Source organism: Streptomyces sp. NPDC093795 (assembly GCF_044764665.1).
Lineage (GTDB): Bacteria > Actinomycetota > Actinomycetes > Streptomycetales > Streptomycetaceae > Streptomyces.
In genome coordinates this window covers 201,807-216,989 of record NZ_JBIWIO010000011.1, presented here as the reverse complement: position 1 = coordinate 216,989, position 15,183 = coordinate 201,807, and the positions used below count along the sequence as shown (strand labels likewise).

The 15,183-nt window shown below is 72.6% G+C and carries 19 protein-coding genes; 1 reads left to right on the top strand and 18 read right to left on the bottom strand.

Translation table 11 applies throughout. From position 1 onward, the window contains the following. Positions 1–71 precede the first annotated feature (71 nt). The 11 genes from lgt to hisI form a co-directional block, all read right to left on the bottom strand. Complete coding sequence (lgt, locus tag ACIRB7_RS27680) at positions 72–1,097, bottom strand: prolipoprotein diacylglyceryl transferase (protein ID WP_403603633.1); 1,026 nt, start codon at positions 1,095–1,097, stop codon at positions 72–74. A 64-nt stretch (positions 1,098–1,161) separates the two neighbouring features. Further along, positions 1,162–1,986 carry a DsbA family protein gene (locus tag ACIRB7_RS27675; RefSeq protein WP_403603631.1) on the bottom strand — a complete coding sequence of 275 codons (825 nt, stop codon included), beginning with the start codon at positions 1,984–1,986 and terminating at the stop codon, positions 1,162–1,164. Positions 1,987–2,049: 63 nt separating this feature from the next. Continuing rightward, positions 2,050–2,868 (bottom strand): tryptophan synthase subunit alpha, encoded by an 819-nt coding sequence (gene trpA / locus ACIRB7_RS27670; RefSeq protein ID WP_351213108.1) that lies wholly within the window; start codon positions 2,866–2,868, stop codon positions 2,050–2,052. Beyond that, a complete protein-coding gene (trpB, locus tag ACIRB7_RS27665; protein WP_403603628.1) occupies positions 2,865–4,151 on the bottom strand; it encodes a tryptophan synthase subunit beta in 1,287 nt (428 codons plus the stop codon). The genes trpA and trpB overlap by 4 nt, the downstream gene beginning before the upstream one ends. Before the next feature lie 478 nt (positions 4,152–4,629). Then, positions 4,630–4,884, bottom strand: a complete 255-nt coding sequence (trpM, locus tag ACIRB7_RS27660; protein ID WP_403603753.1) for a tryptophan biosynthesis modulator TrpM — start codon at positions 4,882–4,884, stop codon at positions 4,630–4,632. 64 nt (positions 4,885–4,948) lie between these two features. After that, positions 4,949–5,758, bottom strand: coding sequence for an indole-3-glycerol phosphate synthase TrpC (gene trpC, locus ACIRB7_RS27655; protein ID WP_403603626.1), 810 nt, complete (start codon positions 5,756–5,758; stop codon positions 4,949–4,951). Between the two features lie 155 nt (positions 5,759–5,913). Then, positions 5,914–6,639 carry a DUF2752 domain-containing protein gene (locus ACIRB7_RS27650; protein ID WP_403603624.1) on the bottom strand — a complete coding sequence of 242 codons (726 nt, stop codon included), beginning with the start codon at positions 6,637–6,639 and terminating at the stop codon, positions 5,914–5,916. A 77-nt stretch (positions 6,640–6,716) separates the two neighbouring features. Continuing rightward, on the bottom strand, positions 6,717–6,965 hold the full coding sequence (locus ACIRB7_RS27645; RefSeq protein WP_403603622.1) for an HGxxPAAW family protein: 249 nt from the start codon (positions 6,963–6,965) through the stop codon (positions 6,717–6,719). Between the two features lie 136 nt (positions 6,966–7,101). Continuing rightward, on the bottom strand, positions 7,102–7,752 hold the full coding sequence (locus ACIRB7_RS27640) for a TIGR02234 family membrane protein (protein WP_403603620.1): 651 nt from the start codon (positions 7,750–7,752) through the stop codon (positions 7,102–7,104). 14 nt (positions 7,753–7,766) lie between these two features. Then, positions 7,767–9,257, bottom strand: coding sequence for an anthranilate synthase component I (locus ACIRB7_RS27635; RefSeq protein WP_403603618.1), 1,491 nt, complete (start codon positions 9,255–9,257; stop codon positions 7,767–7,769). Positions 9,258–9,268: 11 nt separating this feature from the next. Further along, on the bottom strand, positions 9,269–9,643 hold the full coding sequence (gene hisI / locus ACIRB7_RS27630; RefSeq protein ID WP_403603616.1) for a phosphoribosyl-AMP cyclohydrolase: 375 nt from the start codon (positions 9,641–9,643) through the stop codon (positions 9,269–9,271). Positions 9,644–9,727: 84 nt separating this feature from the next. Between hisI and ACIRB7_RS27625 the strand changes: the two genes are divergently transcribed. Then, positions 9,728–10,363, top strand: coding sequence for a TIGR03085 family metal-binding protein (locus tag ACIRB7_RS27625; protein WP_403603614.1), 636 nt, complete (start codon positions 9,728–9,730; stop codon positions 10,361–10,363). 109 nt (positions 10,364–10,472) lie between these two features. Here the strand turns inward: ACIRB7_RS27625 and ACIRB7_RS27620 are convergent, their stop codons facing one another. From ACIRB7_RS27620 to ACIRB7_RS27590, 7 genes are all read right to left on the bottom strand, one after another. Beyond that, a complete protein-coding gene (locus ACIRB7_RS27620) occupies positions 10,473–11,792 on the bottom strand; it encodes an MFS transporter (RefSeq protein ID WP_403603612.1) in 1,320 nt (439 codons plus the stop codon). Beyond that, entirely contained in the window at positions 11,789–12,376 is a 588-nt protein-coding gene (locus ACIRB7_RS27615) for a helix-turn-helix domain-containing protein (protein ID WP_403603610.1), read from the bottom strand. The genes ACIRB7_RS27620 and ACIRB7_RS27615 overlap by 4 nt, the downstream gene beginning before the upstream one ends. Before the next feature lie 108 nt (positions 12,377–12,484). Then, the gene (hisF, locus tag ACIRB7_RS27610) at positions 12,485–13,240 is read right to left on the bottom strand and encodes an imidazole glycerol phosphate synthase subunit HisF (RefSeq protein WP_403603608.1); all 756 of its coding nucleotides are present in this window, start codon (positions 13,238–13,240) and stop codon (positions 12,485–12,487) included. Next, a complete protein-coding gene (locus ACIRB7_RS27605) occupies positions 13,237–13,650 on the bottom strand; it encodes a RidA family protein (RefSeq protein ID WP_351213128.1) in 414 nt (137 codons plus the stop codon). The genes hisF and ACIRB7_RS27605 overlap by 4 nt, the downstream gene beginning before the upstream one ends. Next, on the bottom strand, positions 13,647–14,372 hold the full coding sequence (priA, locus tag ACIRB7_RS27600; protein ID WP_351213130.1) for a bifunctional 1-(5-phosphoribosyl)-5-((5-phosphoribosylamino)methylideneamino)imidazole-4-carboxamide isomerase/phosphoribosylanthranilate isomerase PriA: 726 nt from the start codon (positions 14,370–14,372) through the stop codon (positions 13,647–13,649). The genes ACIRB7_RS27605 and priA overlap by 4 nt, the downstream gene beginning before the upstream one ends. Further along, positions 14,369–15,019, bottom strand: a complete 651-nt coding sequence (hisH, locus tag ACIRB7_RS27595) for an imidazole glycerol phosphate synthase subunit HisH (protein ID WP_403603606.1) — start codon at positions 15,017–15,019, stop codon at positions 14,369–14,371. The genes priA and hisH overlap by 4 nt, the downstream gene beginning before the upstream one ends. Beyond that, positions 15,016–15,183: a hypothetical protein gene (locus tag ACIRB7_RS27590; RefSeq protein ID WP_351213134.1), complete on the bottom strand. Its 168-nt coding sequence runs from the start codon at positions 15,181–15,183 to the stop codon at positions 15,016–15,018. The genes hisH and ACIRB7_RS27590 overlap by 4 nt, the downstream gene beginning before the upstream one ends.

Here is a 15,183-nt window from a genome sequence, read left to right as displayed (position 1 = left end):
GGGACCTCTCGGTCCCGACGGCCCTTTCGGCCCGCTACGAAGTCCTGCCGCGAAGCACGCAGGCGGTCGGATCAGCTCTTGGCGGCGGACCCGGCGCCGTTGTCGGCCCCGTGCTCCGCGTCCTCGTCGGAGCCGGCCTCAGCCGCGGAGTCCGCCGGAGCCGCGGAGTCCGCCGGAGCCGTGGTGTCCTCCGGCTCGGCGTCCGTGTCGTCCGCCTTCTCGGTCTTCTCGGTCTTCTCGTTCTTCTCGACCTTGTCGGTCGTGGCGCTCTTCTCGGTCTTCTCGGTCCTCAGCTCCACGATCTCCTCGCGACCGGGACTGACCCGGGCCGAGATCACGATGTAGACCACCGCGAGCACGAAGACGACGATCGCCGTCCAGACGTTCAGCCGCAGGCCGAGCACGTGGTGCGCCTCGTCGACGCGCATGTACTCGATCCAGGCCCGGCCGGCGCAGTACGCGGCGACGTAGAGCGCGAAGGCGCGCCCGTGGCCGAGCTTGAAGCGGCGGTCGGCCCAGACGACCAGGAGGGCGACGCCGACGCACCAGAGCGACTCGTACAGGAAGGTCGGGTGGTACGTCCCGGCCTCGCGGTTCGCGCTCTCGGAGATCTCCAGGGCCCAGGGCAGGTTGGTCGGCTTGCCGTAGAGCTCCTGGTTGAACCAGTTGCCCCAGCGGCCGATGGCCTGGGCGAGGGCGATGCCGGGCGCGATGGCGTCGGCGTACGCCGGGAGGGGGATGCCCCGGCGGCGGCAGCCGATCCAGGCACCCACCGCGCCGAGCGCGATGGCGCCCCAGATACCGAGGCCGCCCTCCCAGATCTTGAAGGCGTCGACCCAGTTCTCACCCTCGCTGAAGTACAGCTGGTAGTCGGTGATCACGTGGTAGAGGCGTCCGCCGACGAGGCCGAAGGGCACCGCCCAGACGGCGATGTCGGCCACGGTGCCGGCGGTGCCGCCCCGGGCGATCCACCGCTTGTTGCCGTACCAGACGGCGACGAAGACACCGATGATGATGCAGAAGGCATAGCCGCGCAGCGGGATCGGTCCGAGATTGATCACGCCGGTCGACGGGCTGGGAATATAGGCAAGGTCCATGGCAGGTCCGACGCTACCCTGCCGGGCGGGCGGGACGGCAGCCCACCCGGCAACGTATGGGTAACTAACCCGCCGAAGGGGAGGCCGTTCCGGGCTTCTTGCCCCTGTTGGCCTCGGCGACCCACTTCTTCAGGTTCTCCGGGGAGATCTGCTCGTTCCCCTTCGTCGGGAAGATCGATTCTCCGTTGAGAAGGACGGACGGCGTGCCGCGGAAGCCACCGTTCTGGAAGGCCTCGTTCGACTTCACCACCCAGCTGTCGTGCGTCCCGTCGTTCACACAGCTGCGGAACGCCGGCGTGTCGAGCCCCGGCACCTTGTCCGCCAGCTCGATCAGCTTCGCGTTCTTGCCGAAGGCGTCGTCCGTCTCCTGCGGCTGGTTGATGTACAGCGTGTCGTGGTACGCGGTGAACTTCCCCGCGTCCTGCGCGCACGCGGCCGCGTTCGCCGCGCGCAGCGAGCCGCTGCCGCCCATGTTCCCGTCGATGAGGGTGGCGAGGTGGTACTCGGTCTTGAGGGCGCCGGACGCCTCGAGCTCGTGGATCGCGTCCCGCATGACGTTCTCGAACTGGGCGCACGCCGGGCAGCGGAAGTCCTCCCAGATCGCGAGCGTCGACGGCGCGTCCGCCTTGCCCGTGACGATGGCGGGCTTGTCGTCCTCGTTGATCGCCCCGGTCGGCGCGACGACCGGGCCCGCCTTGTCCGACCCGCCGTCCTTGTCGCCGCCCGCGGCGATCACGCCGACGACCGCGGCCAGGCCGAGGACTCCGACCACCGCCGCCGACACGATCAGGACGCGTCGCTGCTTCTCGCGGCTCTTCTCTCGCTCACGCTGTTCCCTGAGGCGCTCCCGCGCGCTCCCTGTACCGTCACCACGGTTCGTCTCGCTCACGCCTCAGGAACGAACCGGGGAGGCACGTGCGTGCCTCCCCGGTCGCAGATCCACCCATATGGGTTACGAAACGCGGCGGACACCCTCCGCGAGTTCGGCCGCCAGTTCCCTTACCGCGGCGAGTCCCGCGGCCTCGTCGCCGTCGGCGTCGAGGATCCGCTTCACGAACGCGGAGCCGACGATGACGCCGTCGGCGAAGGCGGCGACCTCCTTGGCCTGGGCGGCGTCGGAGACGCCGAGCCCGACGCAGACGGGAAGGTCCGCGGTGGCGCGGGTGCGACGGACGAGGTCGGCGGCCTGTGCGCCGACCGACGCGCGGGTGCCGGTGACGCCCATCAGGGAGGCGGCGTAGACGAAGCCGGAACCGGCCGCCGTGATGGTGGCGAGGCGCTCGTCCTTGCTGCTGGGCGCGACGACGAAGACGGTGGCGAGACCGTGCTTGTCGGCGTGCTCGCGCCAGAGGGCGGACTCCTGGACCGGCAGGTCGGGGAGGATGCAGCCGGCGCCGCCCGCTGCGGCGAGCTCCTCGGTGAAGCGCTCGACGCCGTACCGGTCGATCGGGTTCCAGTACGTCATGACGAGGACCGGCTTGCCGGTGGCCTCGTGGGCCTCGCGGACCGTGCGCATGACGTCGGCGATCTTGACGCCGCCGCGCAGGGCGATGTCGTCGGCGGTCTGGATGACCGGCCCGTCGAGGACCGGGTCACTGTGCGGGAGTCCGACCTCGACCACGTCCGCGCCGCCTGCGAAGACGGCCTTGATGGCGGCGATGCCGCCGTCGACGGTCGGGAAGCCGGCCGGGAGGTACGCGATGAGCGCGGCCCGGTCCTCCGACTTCGCCTTGGCGAGGGTGTCGCTGAGCAGCTGGATGTTCCCGGTCACTTGGAGTCCCCCTCGATCTCGGCGGTGCCGGTGCCGGCGTCCGCGGCGACCTCTGCGTCGGTGTCGTAGAGCCCGAAGTAGCGGGCGGCCGTGTCCATGTCCTTGTCGCCGCGCCCGGAGAGGTTGACGAGCAGCAGGGCATCCTTGCCGAGCTCCTTGCCGACCTCCAGGGCCCCGGCGAGGGCGTGCGCCGACTCGATGGCCGGGATGATGCCCTCGGTACGGGAGAGCAGCCGCAGCGCCTGCATGGCGGCGTCGTCGGTGACGGCGCGGTACTCGCCGCGCCCGCTGTCCTTGAGGTAGGCGTGCTCGGGGCCGATGCCGGGGTAGTCGAGGCCGGCCGAGATCGAGTACGGCTCGGTGATCTGGCCCTCCTCGTCCTGGAGGACGTAACTCCGCGAACCGTGCAGGATGCCGGGCTCGCCTGCGGTGAGGGTGGCGGCGTGCTCGCCGGTCTCGACGCCGTGGCCGGCCGGCTCGCAGCCGATCAGGCGCACGCCGGCGTCCGGGATGAAGGCGTGGAAGAGGCCGATGGCGTTGGAACCGCCGCCGACGCAGGCGATGGCCGCGTCGGGGAGGCGTCCGGCGCGCTCCAGGATCTGACGGCGGGCCTCGACGCCGATGACCCGGTGGAAGTCGCGGACCATGGCGGGGAAGGGGTGCGGGCCGGCCACGGTGCCGAACAGGTAGTGGGTGCGGTCCACGTTGGCGACCCAGTCGCGGAACGCCTCGTTGATGGCGTCCTTGAGGGTGCGGCTGCCGGACTTCACGGCGACGACCTCGGCGCCGAGCATCCGCATCCGGGCCACGTTGAGGGCCTGGCGCTGGGTGTCGATCTCGCCCATGTAGATGGTGCAGTCGAGGCCGAAAAGAGCGCAGGCGGTGGCGGTGGCCACGCCGTGCTGGCCGGCGCCGGTCTCGGCGATGACCCGGGTCTTGCCCATGCGCTTGGTCAGCAGGGCCTGGCCGAGCACGTTGTTGATCTTGTGCGAGCCGGTGTGGTTGAGGTCCTCGCGCTTGAGGAAGATCCGGGCGCCGCCGGCGTGCTCGGCGAACCTGGGGACCTCGGTGAGGGCGCTCGGGCGGCCGGTGTAGTCGACCATCAGCTCGTTGAGTTCGCGGGCGAACTCGGGGTCGGTCTTCGCCTTGTCGTACTCGACGGCGACCTCGTCGACGGCGGCGACGAGGGCCTCCGGGATGAACTTGCCGCCGTAGGCGCCGAAGTAGCCCTCGGGGCTGGGGACCTGACCCTCAGGGTCGGGAAGGAAGAACTCGCTGGACATGCGGCTGCTCCTCGCGGGGCGGGGTGCCCCGGGTGACGTGCGGTCGATGGTCACGTTATTGCGCGCGGACCGCTCACACACCACACAGCGCCGTCGCGGGGCCCGCCCCGTTGTGGGCATGCGTTCCGCCGGGGCGGAACGGGTGGGCACAACGGAACGGCGCCCCTTGCCGGGCCTAGGCTTCCGCGCCTGAACCCGCACCGGGTGCGCGCCGCACAGGTGGTGCGGGCACAGGCACAAGGGGCGGAGGCGCCCGCGAAGGGCGCCGTCCCGTGTGCCCACCCTCCCCCAGACTCCGTCCGGGGGGACCCCCACGCCCTGCGGGACGATTGCCCACACGGGGGTGGGTGGGTGGCGCGGGACGGTGCCCACTGCGGCTCGGTCCGGGCGGCTGCCCGCACCCCGGGGCGGCGGTCCGAAGCGGTTCCCCGCGCTGCGCGGCGGTTGTTCGCATCGGGCGGTGGCCCCGAGGGTGGGGTCAGGCGTTGTGGTCGTGTGTGAGAAGGCGCGCGAGGCGCCGACGCCATCGCATGCCGTTGACCTGGCCCGGCTCCGAGCCGATGACGTACCGGACCCGGCGGCCGTGGACACGGCGGGCGGGCGCGCGGCAGCCACGCGGCCGGCAGCCCCGGGCCAGCGGTGCGTGGGCGGGAGCGGCGGCGGTACGCAGCCGGGTGCGCAGGGCGCGACTGGCGGCGCCGGTCACGGTCGGTGTGACGTGCCCCCGGGGCATACCGACGGCCCCCGGGGCGGTGCCCGGGGAGGTCGGCGTGGCGCGGCGGCGGGTCATGGTGCGGTCAGCTCCGGCCGTGCCGGAGCGCCGGGTGGGCGCCGGCGGCGACCAGGTCGGCGACGGCGCCCTTCGGGTCACCGCCGGTGACGAGGGACTCGCCGACCAGGACCGCGTCGGCGCCCGCGTTGGCGTACGCGATGAGGTCGTGCGGGCCGCGGACGCCGGACTCGGCGATCTTGACGATGCCCTTGGGGATCTCGGGGGCGACGCGCTCGAAGGTGGTGCGGTCGACCTTGAGGGTCTTGAGGTTGCGCGCGTTGACGCCGATGATCCGGGCGCCCGCGTCGACGGCGCGCTCGACCTCCTCCTCGTCGTGCACCTCGACGAGCGGGGTGAGCCCGATGGACTCGGCGCGCTCGATGAGGGAGACCAGGGCCTCCTGCTCCAGGGCGGCGACGATGAGGAGCGCGAGGTCCGCTCCGTACGCGCGTGCTTCCCAGAGCTGGTACGCGGTGACGATGAAGTCCTTGCGCAGGACCGGGATGTCGACCCGGGCCCTGACGGCCTCCAGGTCCGCGAGGGAGCCGCCGAAGCGGCGCTGCTCGGTGAGGACGGAGATGACGGCGGCGCCGCCCGTCTCGTAGTCCGCGGCGAGTCCGGCCGGGTCGGCGATCGCGGCGAGCGCGCCCTTGGACGGGCTGGAGCGCTTGACCTCGCAGATCACCTTGACGCTGTCCCCGCGCAGTGCGGCGACGCCGTCCTTGGCCTGCGGCGCCTTGGCGGCGCGCTCCTTGAGCTCGTCGAGGGTGACCCGCGCCTGCCGCTCTGCGAGGTCGGCGCGTACGCCTTCGATGATCTCGTCGAGCACACTCACGCGAGGGGCCCCCTTCCGGGACGGTGATGGTGATGATGAACCAGGTTCAGCCACTTCGATCCTATCCGCAGGACGGCTCCGGACTCGCATCGGCCGGAGTGGCGTCCCATTTGCTGGGACTCCCGTCGGGGTTGCCGTCGTGCCGCGCGGGGCCCTCAGGGGGCGAGCGCGGAGCCGAAGGGAAGGTTCCGGACCAGGGTGAAGAGGGCGAGGGCGGCCCCGATCCCCCACCCCCAGGCCGGGGTGATCGCGAGGCGCATGGGCACCCCGCGGACGGCTCGAATCAGCCAGAGGGCCATGAGGACGCCGAAGAGTCCGTAGCCGACGACGGCGAGGGCGTTGGCGCCGAGGGCGGCCGGGAGGTCGCCGTGGACGAACGCGTGGGCGCTGCGGAGCCCGCCGCAGCCGGGGCAGTAGACCCCGGTGAAGCGGAGCAGCGGGCAGACGGGGTAGTGCCCGGGTTCGTTGGGGTCGACGGTCCCGACGTACGCGAAGGCGGCGGCGACCCCGGTGAGGGCGGCGAGGGGCGCGGACAGCCGCCACGCGAGCGATCGCGGACGCGGCGGCGGTACGGGAGCGCCGGGAGGACCGGCGGGCCCGATCCACGCGTGCGCGTGCGTGGGCGGGAAGGGGCTGCCGTCGCCTGCCGGGCGGGTCCCCGGCCACGCGTGCGCGTGCGGCGGCGGTACGGGACTCCCGTCGCCCGCCGGGCCCGCGTCCCCGGCCGGGCTCCGCGGCGGTACGGGGCTCCCGTCCCCCGCGCGACCACTCGGCGGCCGTGGTGGCTCGGGAGCGTTCTTCGGGCCACCCGGCGGGGTGGATTCACCCGGTCGGGTGGGGGAAGCGTCGGTCACGGCTCCGGCCGTCGGCTGCGGGTCCACCCGGTGATTCTCGCCCCGGACGCGCGAGAGCGCAGCCCGGCACGGCCGGGCTGCGCTCTCGGGTACGTCGTGACGCGTCAGGAACGGGCCTGCAGGGTCGCGGCCTCGCGGGCCGCGACGACGGCCTCCGACTCCTTCGGCATGCCGAGGCCCGCCGCCTTCATCGCGCCGCCGACGATGCCGCCGAGCACGATGACACCCATGCCGACCCAGAAACCGGGCAGGTTGACGGCCACCATGCAGACTCCGGCGATGCAGAAGCCGATGAAGGAGATGATGACACCGGTCCAGGCGGCCGGGGTGTGTCCGTGGGCGCTGCCCGCCATGAGTTGCTCCTCGTTGCAGTTGCTCGATGGTGAGGTCTCGCGTGCGCGGACACTCGGTGCTCATTGTCCCGCACGCGGGCGCGCGAGGATGAATCGGGGGTACCGGGACGATCACGCGTCGCGCCCGGTGCTCCCGTCACGCTTCGCGGGTGGGGTCCTCGCCGCGGTCCAGGGCCTTCCACAGGTCCTCGGGCCGGTCCGGATCGGTCGTGGGGGCCTTGCTTCCGGCGCGGGGGGCTCCGGAGCGCTCGTAGCGGCCGCCCATCGCGGGCCAGCTCTTGCCGAAGCGCAGCGCGAAGAGACCGGCGAGCAGGATGAGGACGGCGCCCGCGGCGGTCACGTACGGCCAGACGGTGTGGGTGAGGCCGGCCACGGCGGCGGCGGTGTCGCCGCTGATCCGGGCGGCCTCGGCGTTCAGCGCGGCGCTGTCGGACGCGCCGAGGACGGCGGCGAGCGCGGCGCCCGCGCCGCTGAGCGCGAGGAGCGCGGCGACGAGGGTACGGCCGGTGCGGCGGACGGCGAAGACGGCGAAGAGCGCGGCGAGGCCGACGATCGCGAGGGCGGTCGGCACGCCGGTCACGCTGCCGCCGTCGGCCTCGACGGGGACGGTGCCGCCGCCGACGGACGCGGTGCCCTCCGCCCAGATCTGGCCGGCGGAGAGCAGGACGACGGTGGCGCCGAGGGCGCCGAGGAGGAGGGCCGCGGCCAGGCTGCGGCGGCCGCCGGTGGGGACGGCCGCGCGGGCGGCCCGGGGCTGGGGTACGGGTACGGCACTCACGTACCCCACTATCCCCTACGTGCTCAGTTGCCGTTCATCCGGTTGGCGGTGTGGACGGCGCGGAGGACGGCGGCGGCCTTGTTGCGGCACTCGTTGTCCTCGGCGACGGGGTCGGAGTCGGCGACGACACCCGCTCCGGCCTGCACGTACGCGGTTCCGTCGCGGAGCAGGGCGGTACGGATGGCGATGGCGGTGTCCGCGTCGCCGGCGAAATCGAGATAACCGACACATCCGCCGTAGAGGCCGCGCCGGGAGGGTTCGAGCTCCTCGATGATCTGCATGGCGCGGGGCTTGGGCGCGCCGGAGAGCGTGCCGGCCGGGAAACAGGCGGTGAGGACGTCGAAGGCCGTCCTGCCCTCCGCGACCTCGCCGGTCACGGTGGAGACGATGTGCATGACGTGCGAGTAGCGCTCGACGGACATGAAGTCGACGACCTCGACGGAGCCGGGGGCGCAGACCCGGCCGAGGTCGTTGCGGCCGAGGTCGACGAGCATGAGGTGCTCGGCGCGTTCCTTGGGGTCGGCGAGGAGTTCCTCGGCGAGGTCGTGGTCCTCCTGCGGGGTGGCGCCGCGGTGCCGGGTGCCGGCGATGGGGTGGAGCATCGCGTGCCCGTCCTCGACCTTGACGAGGGCCTCGGGGCTGGATCCGACGACGTCGAAGCCGTTCTCGAAGCGGAACAGGTACATGTACGGGGAGGGGTTGGTGGCCCGCAGGACCCGGTAGACGTCGAGCGCGGAGGCGGTGCAGGGGGTCTCGAACCGCTGGGAGGGCACGACCTGGAAGGCCTCGCCGGCCCGGATGCGCTCCTTGATGTCCTCGACGGCGTCCTGGTAGGCCGGGCCGCCCCAGAGCGCGGAGAACTCCGGCAGCTCGGAGGCCGGGAGGGCGGTGGGGGCGGTGGCGACGGGGCGGGCCAGGTCGGCCTCCATCGCGTCGAGGCGGGCGACGGCGTGCGCGTACGCCTCCTCGATGCCGGTGTCCAGGTCGTTGTGGTTGATCGCGTTGGCGATCAGGAGGACCGAGCCGTCCCAGTGGTCGAGGACCGCGAGGTCGCTGGTGAGGAGCATGGTCAGCTCGGGGAGCTTCAGGTCGTCCCGGGTGGAGTCCCCGATCTTCTCCAGGCGGCGGACGATGTCGTAGCCGAGGTAGCCGACCATGCCGCCGGTGAACGGGGGCATGCCGGAGGCCAGGTCGCGCGGGGTGTGGAGGGTCTCGACGGTGGCGCGCAGAGCCTGGAGCGGGTCGCCGGTCGTGGGCACGCCGACGGGCGGGGTGCCCAGCCAGTGGGCCTCGCCGTCCTTCACGGTCAGGGTGGCGTCGCTGCGGACGCCGATGAAGGAGTAGCGGGACCAGCTGCGGCCGTTCTCCGCGGATTCGAGGAGGAAGGTGCCGGGCCGTTCGGCGGCGAGCTTGCGGTAGAGCCCGACCGGGGTGTCGCCGTCCGCGAGCAGCCGGCGGCTGACGGGGATGACGCGGCGGTCGGCCGCCAGCTTGCGGAAGGTGTCGAGATCCATGGCGCCAGACCCTACTCGGATACGGGGTCCGCGTCGGACGCGGATACGGGGAGCACATCGGCGTCGAAGCAGGTCCGGGCGCCGGTGTGGCAGGCGGCCCCGACCTGGTCGACCTTGACGAGGACGGTGTCGGCGTCGCAGTCGAGGGCGACGGACTTGACGTGCTGGAAGTGGCCCGAGGTGTCGCCCTTGACCCAGTACTCCTGACGGCTGCGGGACCAGTAGGTGCAGCGTCCGGTGGTGAGGGTGCGGTGCAGGGCCTCGTCGTCCATCCAGCCGAGCATCAGCACCTCGCCGGTGTCGTACTGCTGGGCGATGGCGGGGACGAGCCCGTCGGGGCCGCGCTTGAGCCGGGCGGAGAGGGCCGGGTCGAGATTGCTGCTCATGGCGCCATTGTGCCGCGCCCTTGGGTGGCGTCCGGCGGAGCGTCCACTGGGCGGACCGGCGGCACCCGCCGTACGCTGGCGGTCATGTCGACCCATGCCAAACGTGAACGGCTTCTGCTCGCCGACCTGTTGGAAGCGGCCGGTCCTGACGCCCCGACGCTCTGCGAGGGCTGGCGGACGCGGGACCTCGCGGCCCATGTGGTGGTGCGGGAGCGCCGCCCGGACGCGGCGGCCGGCTCCCTCGTACCGGCGCTGAAGGACCGGCAGGACAGGGTGCAGGCGGAGTTCGCCGACAAGCCGTACGAGGAGCTGATCCAGCTCATCCGTACGGGCCCCCCGCGGTTCTCCCCGTTCACCATCAAGCAGGTGGACGAGGGGGCGAACGTCGTCGAGTTCTACGTCCACGCCGAGGACGTGCGCCGTGCCCAGCCCGAGTGGTCCTCGCGCGAGCTCGACCCGGTCTTCGCGGACGCCCTCTGGTCCCGTCTGGAGCGCACCGCCCGTCTCCTGGGCCGCAAGGTCCCGGTGGGCCTGGTGCTGCGCCGTCCGAACGGCCAGACGGTGGTGGCCCACCGGGGCACCCCGGTGGTGACGGCCTCCGGGGAGCCGGGCGAGCTGACGATGTACCTGTACGGGCGCCAGGCCACGGCCAAGGTGCAGCTCGACGGGGAGCCGGAGGCGATCGAGCGGCTGAGCGAGACGAAGCAGCTGGGGCTCTGAGGTCGACCCCGCGGCCTGTCTGACCGCGGGCCCGGCCTGATCTGAGCGCGAGCCCGCGGCCTGATCTGACCGCGGGCCCGGCCTGATCGCCTGATGGACCGGACGCCCCCTAGCGGGGCAGTTCGGCCTGCCTGAGGGCCGGGACCGCCAGGGCGTACACGCCGGACAGGGCGCAGACCGCGGCGCTGACGACGAAGACCGGTCCCGCACCCCACAGGCCGATCGCCGCGCCGGTGAGCGGGAAGCTCAGCGGGGCGATGCCGAGGCTGCCGAGGCCCGACACGGCGCTCACCCGGCCCAGGTACGCGGGGTCGCACGCCGTCTGGATGACGGCGCCGCACAGGACCCCGGAGAGTCCGGCGAGCAGGCCGACGGAGAGGGCGAGGGCCACGGCGACCGGCAGCAGCGGGGTGTGGGCGAGCGCGCCGATCGATACGGCTCCGAGGACGATGGTCCAGCCGAGGACGGCGCCTGCCCGGGGTATCCGGCCCTTGACGGTCAGCAGCAGGGAGGCGGCGCCTGCGCCCGTACCGAATCCGGCGAGGATCCAGCCGATGCCGGCGGCGCCCCAGCCGCGCTGGTCGGCGAGGATCGTGAGGCCGACGTTGAGGGGGCCGGCGAAGCCGAGGTCTCCGAGGAGCACGACGATCATCATCGGGCCGAGGACGCGGTGGCGGCGGAGGTAGCGCAGACCGTCGGAGAGGTCCCGCAGGGCCGTGCGGTCGCCGGTCGTCCCGTCCGTGCCGGGCAGGGGGCGGAGCTTGAGCGCGTAGAGCAGGGGCAGCGAGAGCGCGAAGAGTAACCCGGCGATGCCGAAGGCGGTGGCGGAGCCGCCGACGGCGACGGCGAGGCCGCCCAGCGGGGCGCCGAGAACGGGGCCGAGGCGTTGGGCGATGCCGCGCATGCCCTGGACGCGGGCGAGCTGGTCGCGCGCCGTGATCCGGGGCGGCAGGGCGCCGACGGCCGGCATGAAGACGGCGTCGACGACGCCGAACACGAGGGCGACCAGGGCGAGGGCCCACAGGCCGGGCGAGGCGAGGAAGAAGACCGCGGCGAGGCCGAGGGCGACGAGGCAGCGGACGGTGTCGGAGGCGATGACGACCCGGCGCGGACCGAGGCGGTCGGCGATCACTCCGCCGAAGAGCATGAGCAGCACGCGGGGCACGGCGGAGACGGCCATGACGAGCCCGGCCTGGGCGGGGCTGCCGCTGCTGACGGCGGCCCAGGAGAGGGCCAGGTAGTAGACGCTGTCACCGACGGTGGAGGCGGTGTAGGCACCGAGCCAGCGCAGGACCTGGGGGTCACGGTGGGCGGGACGCCCGGCAGCGGGGGCCTCGCCGGCCGGGGCCTGCGCGGCGGGAAGCTCGACGGTCGCGGCCTGCGCGGCGCGGCCCCCCACGGTCGCGCCGTCGCCGGTGGTGGCCGTCATGAGCGGTACGGGAACGCGTTGAGGTGGATGGCGACGTTCTCGCGGCCCTCGGTGTCGCCGGCCGCTTCGGCGGCGCGGGCCTTCCGGTCGTACTTCTCGAAGACGGCCTCCAGCTCCTCGCCGAGGGCGGACAGTTCGGCGGCGGTGAGGCGGGGCAGCCACTCCGAGCTGACGGAGGCGGAGCGCCAGGTGTCGGACCAGGTCAGCCGCTCGTCGAGGAAGCGCTGGTGGAGCTCGACCCGCTGTTCGCTGATGGTGCGGCCGAGGGCGTCGCTCGCGGCGGCCAGCTCCGGGGTCCCCCGGACGTCCTCGTCGCGGATGCTGACGCCGTACGAGCTGGGCTGCCACCAGCGCTCGCGGCCGTCCGTCGACTGGGCCTCGGCCTCCTCGACGAGGCCGTGCTCGGCGAGTTTGCGCAGGTGGTAGCTGACGAGCGAGACGGCCTCTTCGACCTGCTCGGCCAGCTGGGAGGCGGTGGCGGTGCGGGCCACGAAGAGGGCGCGGTAGAGGCGCATCCGCAGCGGGTGCGAGATGGCTTTGAGGGTGCCGAGATCGGTGATCCGGCGGGTCTCCGGCGAGGTCATGACAGTGACTCTAGATACGAAGGAAAACTTGCGCAACAGAAATTGCACAAATAATCCTGCGCATCTGAGCGAAGAAAGAGGGCCCCGAAGGGCCCTCTCCGCCGACGCTCAGCGGACCGGGTGGCCCGCCTCCCGCAGCGCGTCCTTGACCTGCGAGATCCGCAGATCGCCGAAGTGGAAGACGGAGGCCGCGAGCACCGCGTCCGCGCCCGCCGCCACGGCCGGCGGGAAGTCGGAGAGCTTCCCGGCGCCGCCGGAGGCGATCACCGGCACCGTGACGTGCTTGCGGACGGCCGCGATCATCTCGGTGTCGTAGCCGTCCTTCGTCCCGTCCGCGTCCATCGAGTTGAGCAGGATCTCCCCCGCGCCCAGCTCGGCGGCCCGGTGCGCCCACTCGACGGCGTCGATGCCGGTGCCCTTGCGGCCGCCGTGCGTCGTCACCTCGAAGGAGCCGGACGCGGTACGCCGGGCGTCGACCGACAGGACGAGCACCTGGCGGCCGAAGCGCTCCGCGATCTCCTGGATCAGTTCGGGGCGCGCGATGGCGGCGGTGTTGACGCCCACCTTGTCGGCCCCGGCGCGCAGCAGCTTGTCGACGTCCTCGGCCGCGCGGACCCCGCCGCCGACCGTGAGCGGGATGAAGACCTGCTCGGCGGTGCGGCGCACCACGTCGTAGGTGGTCTCCCGGTTGCCGGAGGAGGCGGTGATGTCGAGGAAGGTCAGCTCGTCGGCGCCCTCGGCGTCGTACAGCTTGGCCATCTCGACGGGGTCGCCCGCGTCCCGCAGGTTCTGGAAGTTGACGCCCTTGACGACCCGGCCGTTGTCGACGTCCAGGCAGGGGATCACTCGTACGGCGAGACTCATTCCGCGCTGCCCCTCTCTCCCTCTGGGCGGTACGCCTCGACCTCGACCTCGACGACCAGGCTCGGGTCGACGAAGCCGGAGACGATGATCATGGAGGCGGCGGGGCGGACGGCGTCGAACAGCTCCTTGTGCGCGCGGCCGACCTCGTCCACGTCCCGGGCGTGCGTGAGGTACATCCGGGTCCGTACGACGTGCTCCGGGCCGAGGCCCAGCTGCTTCAGCGCCGCGAAGGCCACGTTGAAGGAGTTGATCGCCTGCTCGTGGGGGCCGCCGCCGGCGATCTGGCCGCCGACCACCGACGTACAGCCGGAGACCAGGACCAGGCCGTTGGGCAGCTCCACCGCGCGGGAGTAGCCGAACTGGTCCTCCCAGGGAGCGCCGGTCACCACCTTGCGGACCTCGGAGGTCACGACTTCACCGCCGCGAGCGCCTCTTCCAGGGTGAACGCCTTGGCGTAGAGCGCCTTGCCGACGATCGCGCCCTCGACGCCGATCGGGACGAGACCGGACAGGGCCCGCAGGTCGTCCAGGGAGGAGACGCCGCCGGAGGCGACGACGGGCTTGTCGGTGGCGGCGCAGACGTTCTTCAGGAGCTCCAGGTTGGGGCCCTGGAGGGTGCCGTCCTTGGCGATGTCGGTGACGACGTACCGGGAGCAGCCCTCGGAGTCGAGGCGGGCCAGCGTCTCGTAGAGGTCGCCGCCGTCGCGGGTCCAGCCCCGGCCGCGCAGGGTCGTGCCGCGTACGTCGAGACCGACGGCGATCTTGTCGCCGTACTCGGCGATGACCTTGGCGACCCAGTCGGGGGTCTCCAGGGCGGCGGTGCCGAGGTTGACGCGGGTGCAGCCGGTGGCGAGGGCGGCGGCGAGCGAGGCGTCGTCGCGGATGCCGCCGGAGAGCTCGACCTTGATGTCCATGGCCTGGGCGACCTCGGCGATCAGCTGCCGGTTGTCACCGGTGCCGAAGGCGGCGTCCAGGTCGACCAGGTGCAGCCACTCGGCGCCGGAGTTCTGCCAGGCGAGGGCCGCCTCGAGGGGGGAGCCGTAGGAGGTCTCGGTGCCGGACTCGCCGTGCACGAGGCGGACGGCCTGGCCGTCGCGGACGTCGACGGCGGGGAGGAGTTCGAGGGTGCTCACAGGGTTCCGATCCAGTTGGTGAGGAGCTGGGCGCCGGCGTCGCCGGACTTCTCGGGGTGGAACTGGGTCGCCCACAGGGCGCCGTTCTCGACGGCCGCGACGAAGGGCTCGCCGTGGGTGGCCCAGGTGACCTTGGGGGCGCGCATGTTCTTGTTGCCGACCTCCAGGCTCCACTCGCGCACGGCGTAGGAGTGCACGAAGTAGAACCGGGCGTCGGCGTCGAGCTCCGCGAACATCTCGCTGCCCTCGGGCGCGTCGACCGTGTTCCAGCCCATGTGGGGAACGACGGGGGCGTTCAACGGCTCGACCGTACCGGGCCACTCGTCGAGGCCCTCGCTCTCCACGCCGTGCTCGATGCCCTGCGCGAAGAGGATCTGCATGCCGACGCAGATGCCCATGACCGGGCGGCCGCCGGAGAGCCTGCGGCCGACGATCCAGTCGCCGCGGGCCTCCTTGAGACCCCGCATGCAGGCGGAGAAGGCGCCCACGCCGGGGACGAGGAGTCCGTCGGCGTTCATGGCCTTGTCGTAGTCGCGGGTGATCTCGACGTCGGCGCCGACGCGGGCGAGCGCGCGCTCGGCGGAGCGGACGTTGCCGAAGCCGTAGTCGAAGACGACGACCTTCTTGGACGTGCTCACGGTGCTCATTCCCAGATTCCCTGGATCCGCAGGACGCCGGCGACCAGGCACATCACGGAGGCGATGGCGAGGAGGGCGATCACGCCCTTGGGCAGCTGCTGCTTGGAGAAGGAGTACACACCGCCGGCGAGGAAGAGCCCGACGACGATGAGGATGGTGGAGAGGCCGGTCAT

Excerpts from the sequence above, each read along its gene's own strand:
- lgt (WP_403603633.1), bottom strand. The coding sequence starts at position 1,097 with ATGGACCTTGCCTATATTCCCAGCCCGTCGACCGGCGTGATCAATCTC.
- trpB (WP_403603628.1), bottom strand. The coding sequence starts at position 4,151 with ATGTCCAGCGAGTTCTTCCTTCCCGACCCTGAGGGTCAGGTCCCCAGC.
- trpM (WP_403603753.1), bottom strand. The coding sequence starts at position 4,884 with ATGCCCCGGGGGCACGTCACACCGACCGTGACCGGCGCCGCCAGTCGC.
- ACIRB7_RS27645 (WP_403603622.1), bottom strand. The coding sequence starts at position 6,965 with ATGGCGGGCAGCGCCCACGGACACACCCCGGCCGCCTGGACCGGTGTC.
- ACIRB7_RS27635 (WP_403603618.1), bottom strand. The coding sequence starts at position 9,257 with ATGGATCTCGACACCTTCCGCAAGCTGGCGGCCGACCGCCGCGTCATC.
- hisI (WP_403603616.1), bottom strand. The coding sequence starts at position 9,643 with ATGAGCAGCAATCTCGACCCGGCCCTCTCCGCCCGGCTCAAGCGCGGC.
- ACIRB7_RS27625 (WP_403603614.1), top strand. The coding sequence starts at position 9,728 with ATGTCGACCCATGCCAAACGTGAACGGCTTCTGCTCGCCGACCTGTTG.
- ACIRB7_RS27620 (WP_403603612.1), bottom strand. The coding sequence starts at position 11,792 with ATGACGGCCACCACCGGCGACGGCGCGACCGTGGGGGGCCGCGCCGCG.
- ACIRB7_RS27615 (WP_403603610.1), bottom strand. The coding sequence starts at position 12,376 with ATGACCTCGCCGGAGACCCGCCGGATCACCGATCTCGGCACCCTCAAA.
- hisF (WP_403603608.1), bottom strand. The coding sequence starts at position 13,240 with ATGAGTCTCGCCGTACGAGTGATCCCCTGCCTGGACGTCGACAACGGC.
- hisH (WP_403603606.1), bottom strand. The coding sequence starts at position 15,019 with ATGAGCACCGTGAGCACGTCCAAGAAGGTCGTCGTCTTCGACTACGGC.
- ACIRB7_RS27590 (WP_351213134.1), bottom strand. The coding sequence starts at position 15,183 with ATGACCGGCCTCTCCACCATCCTCATCGTCGTCGGGCTCTTCCTCGCC.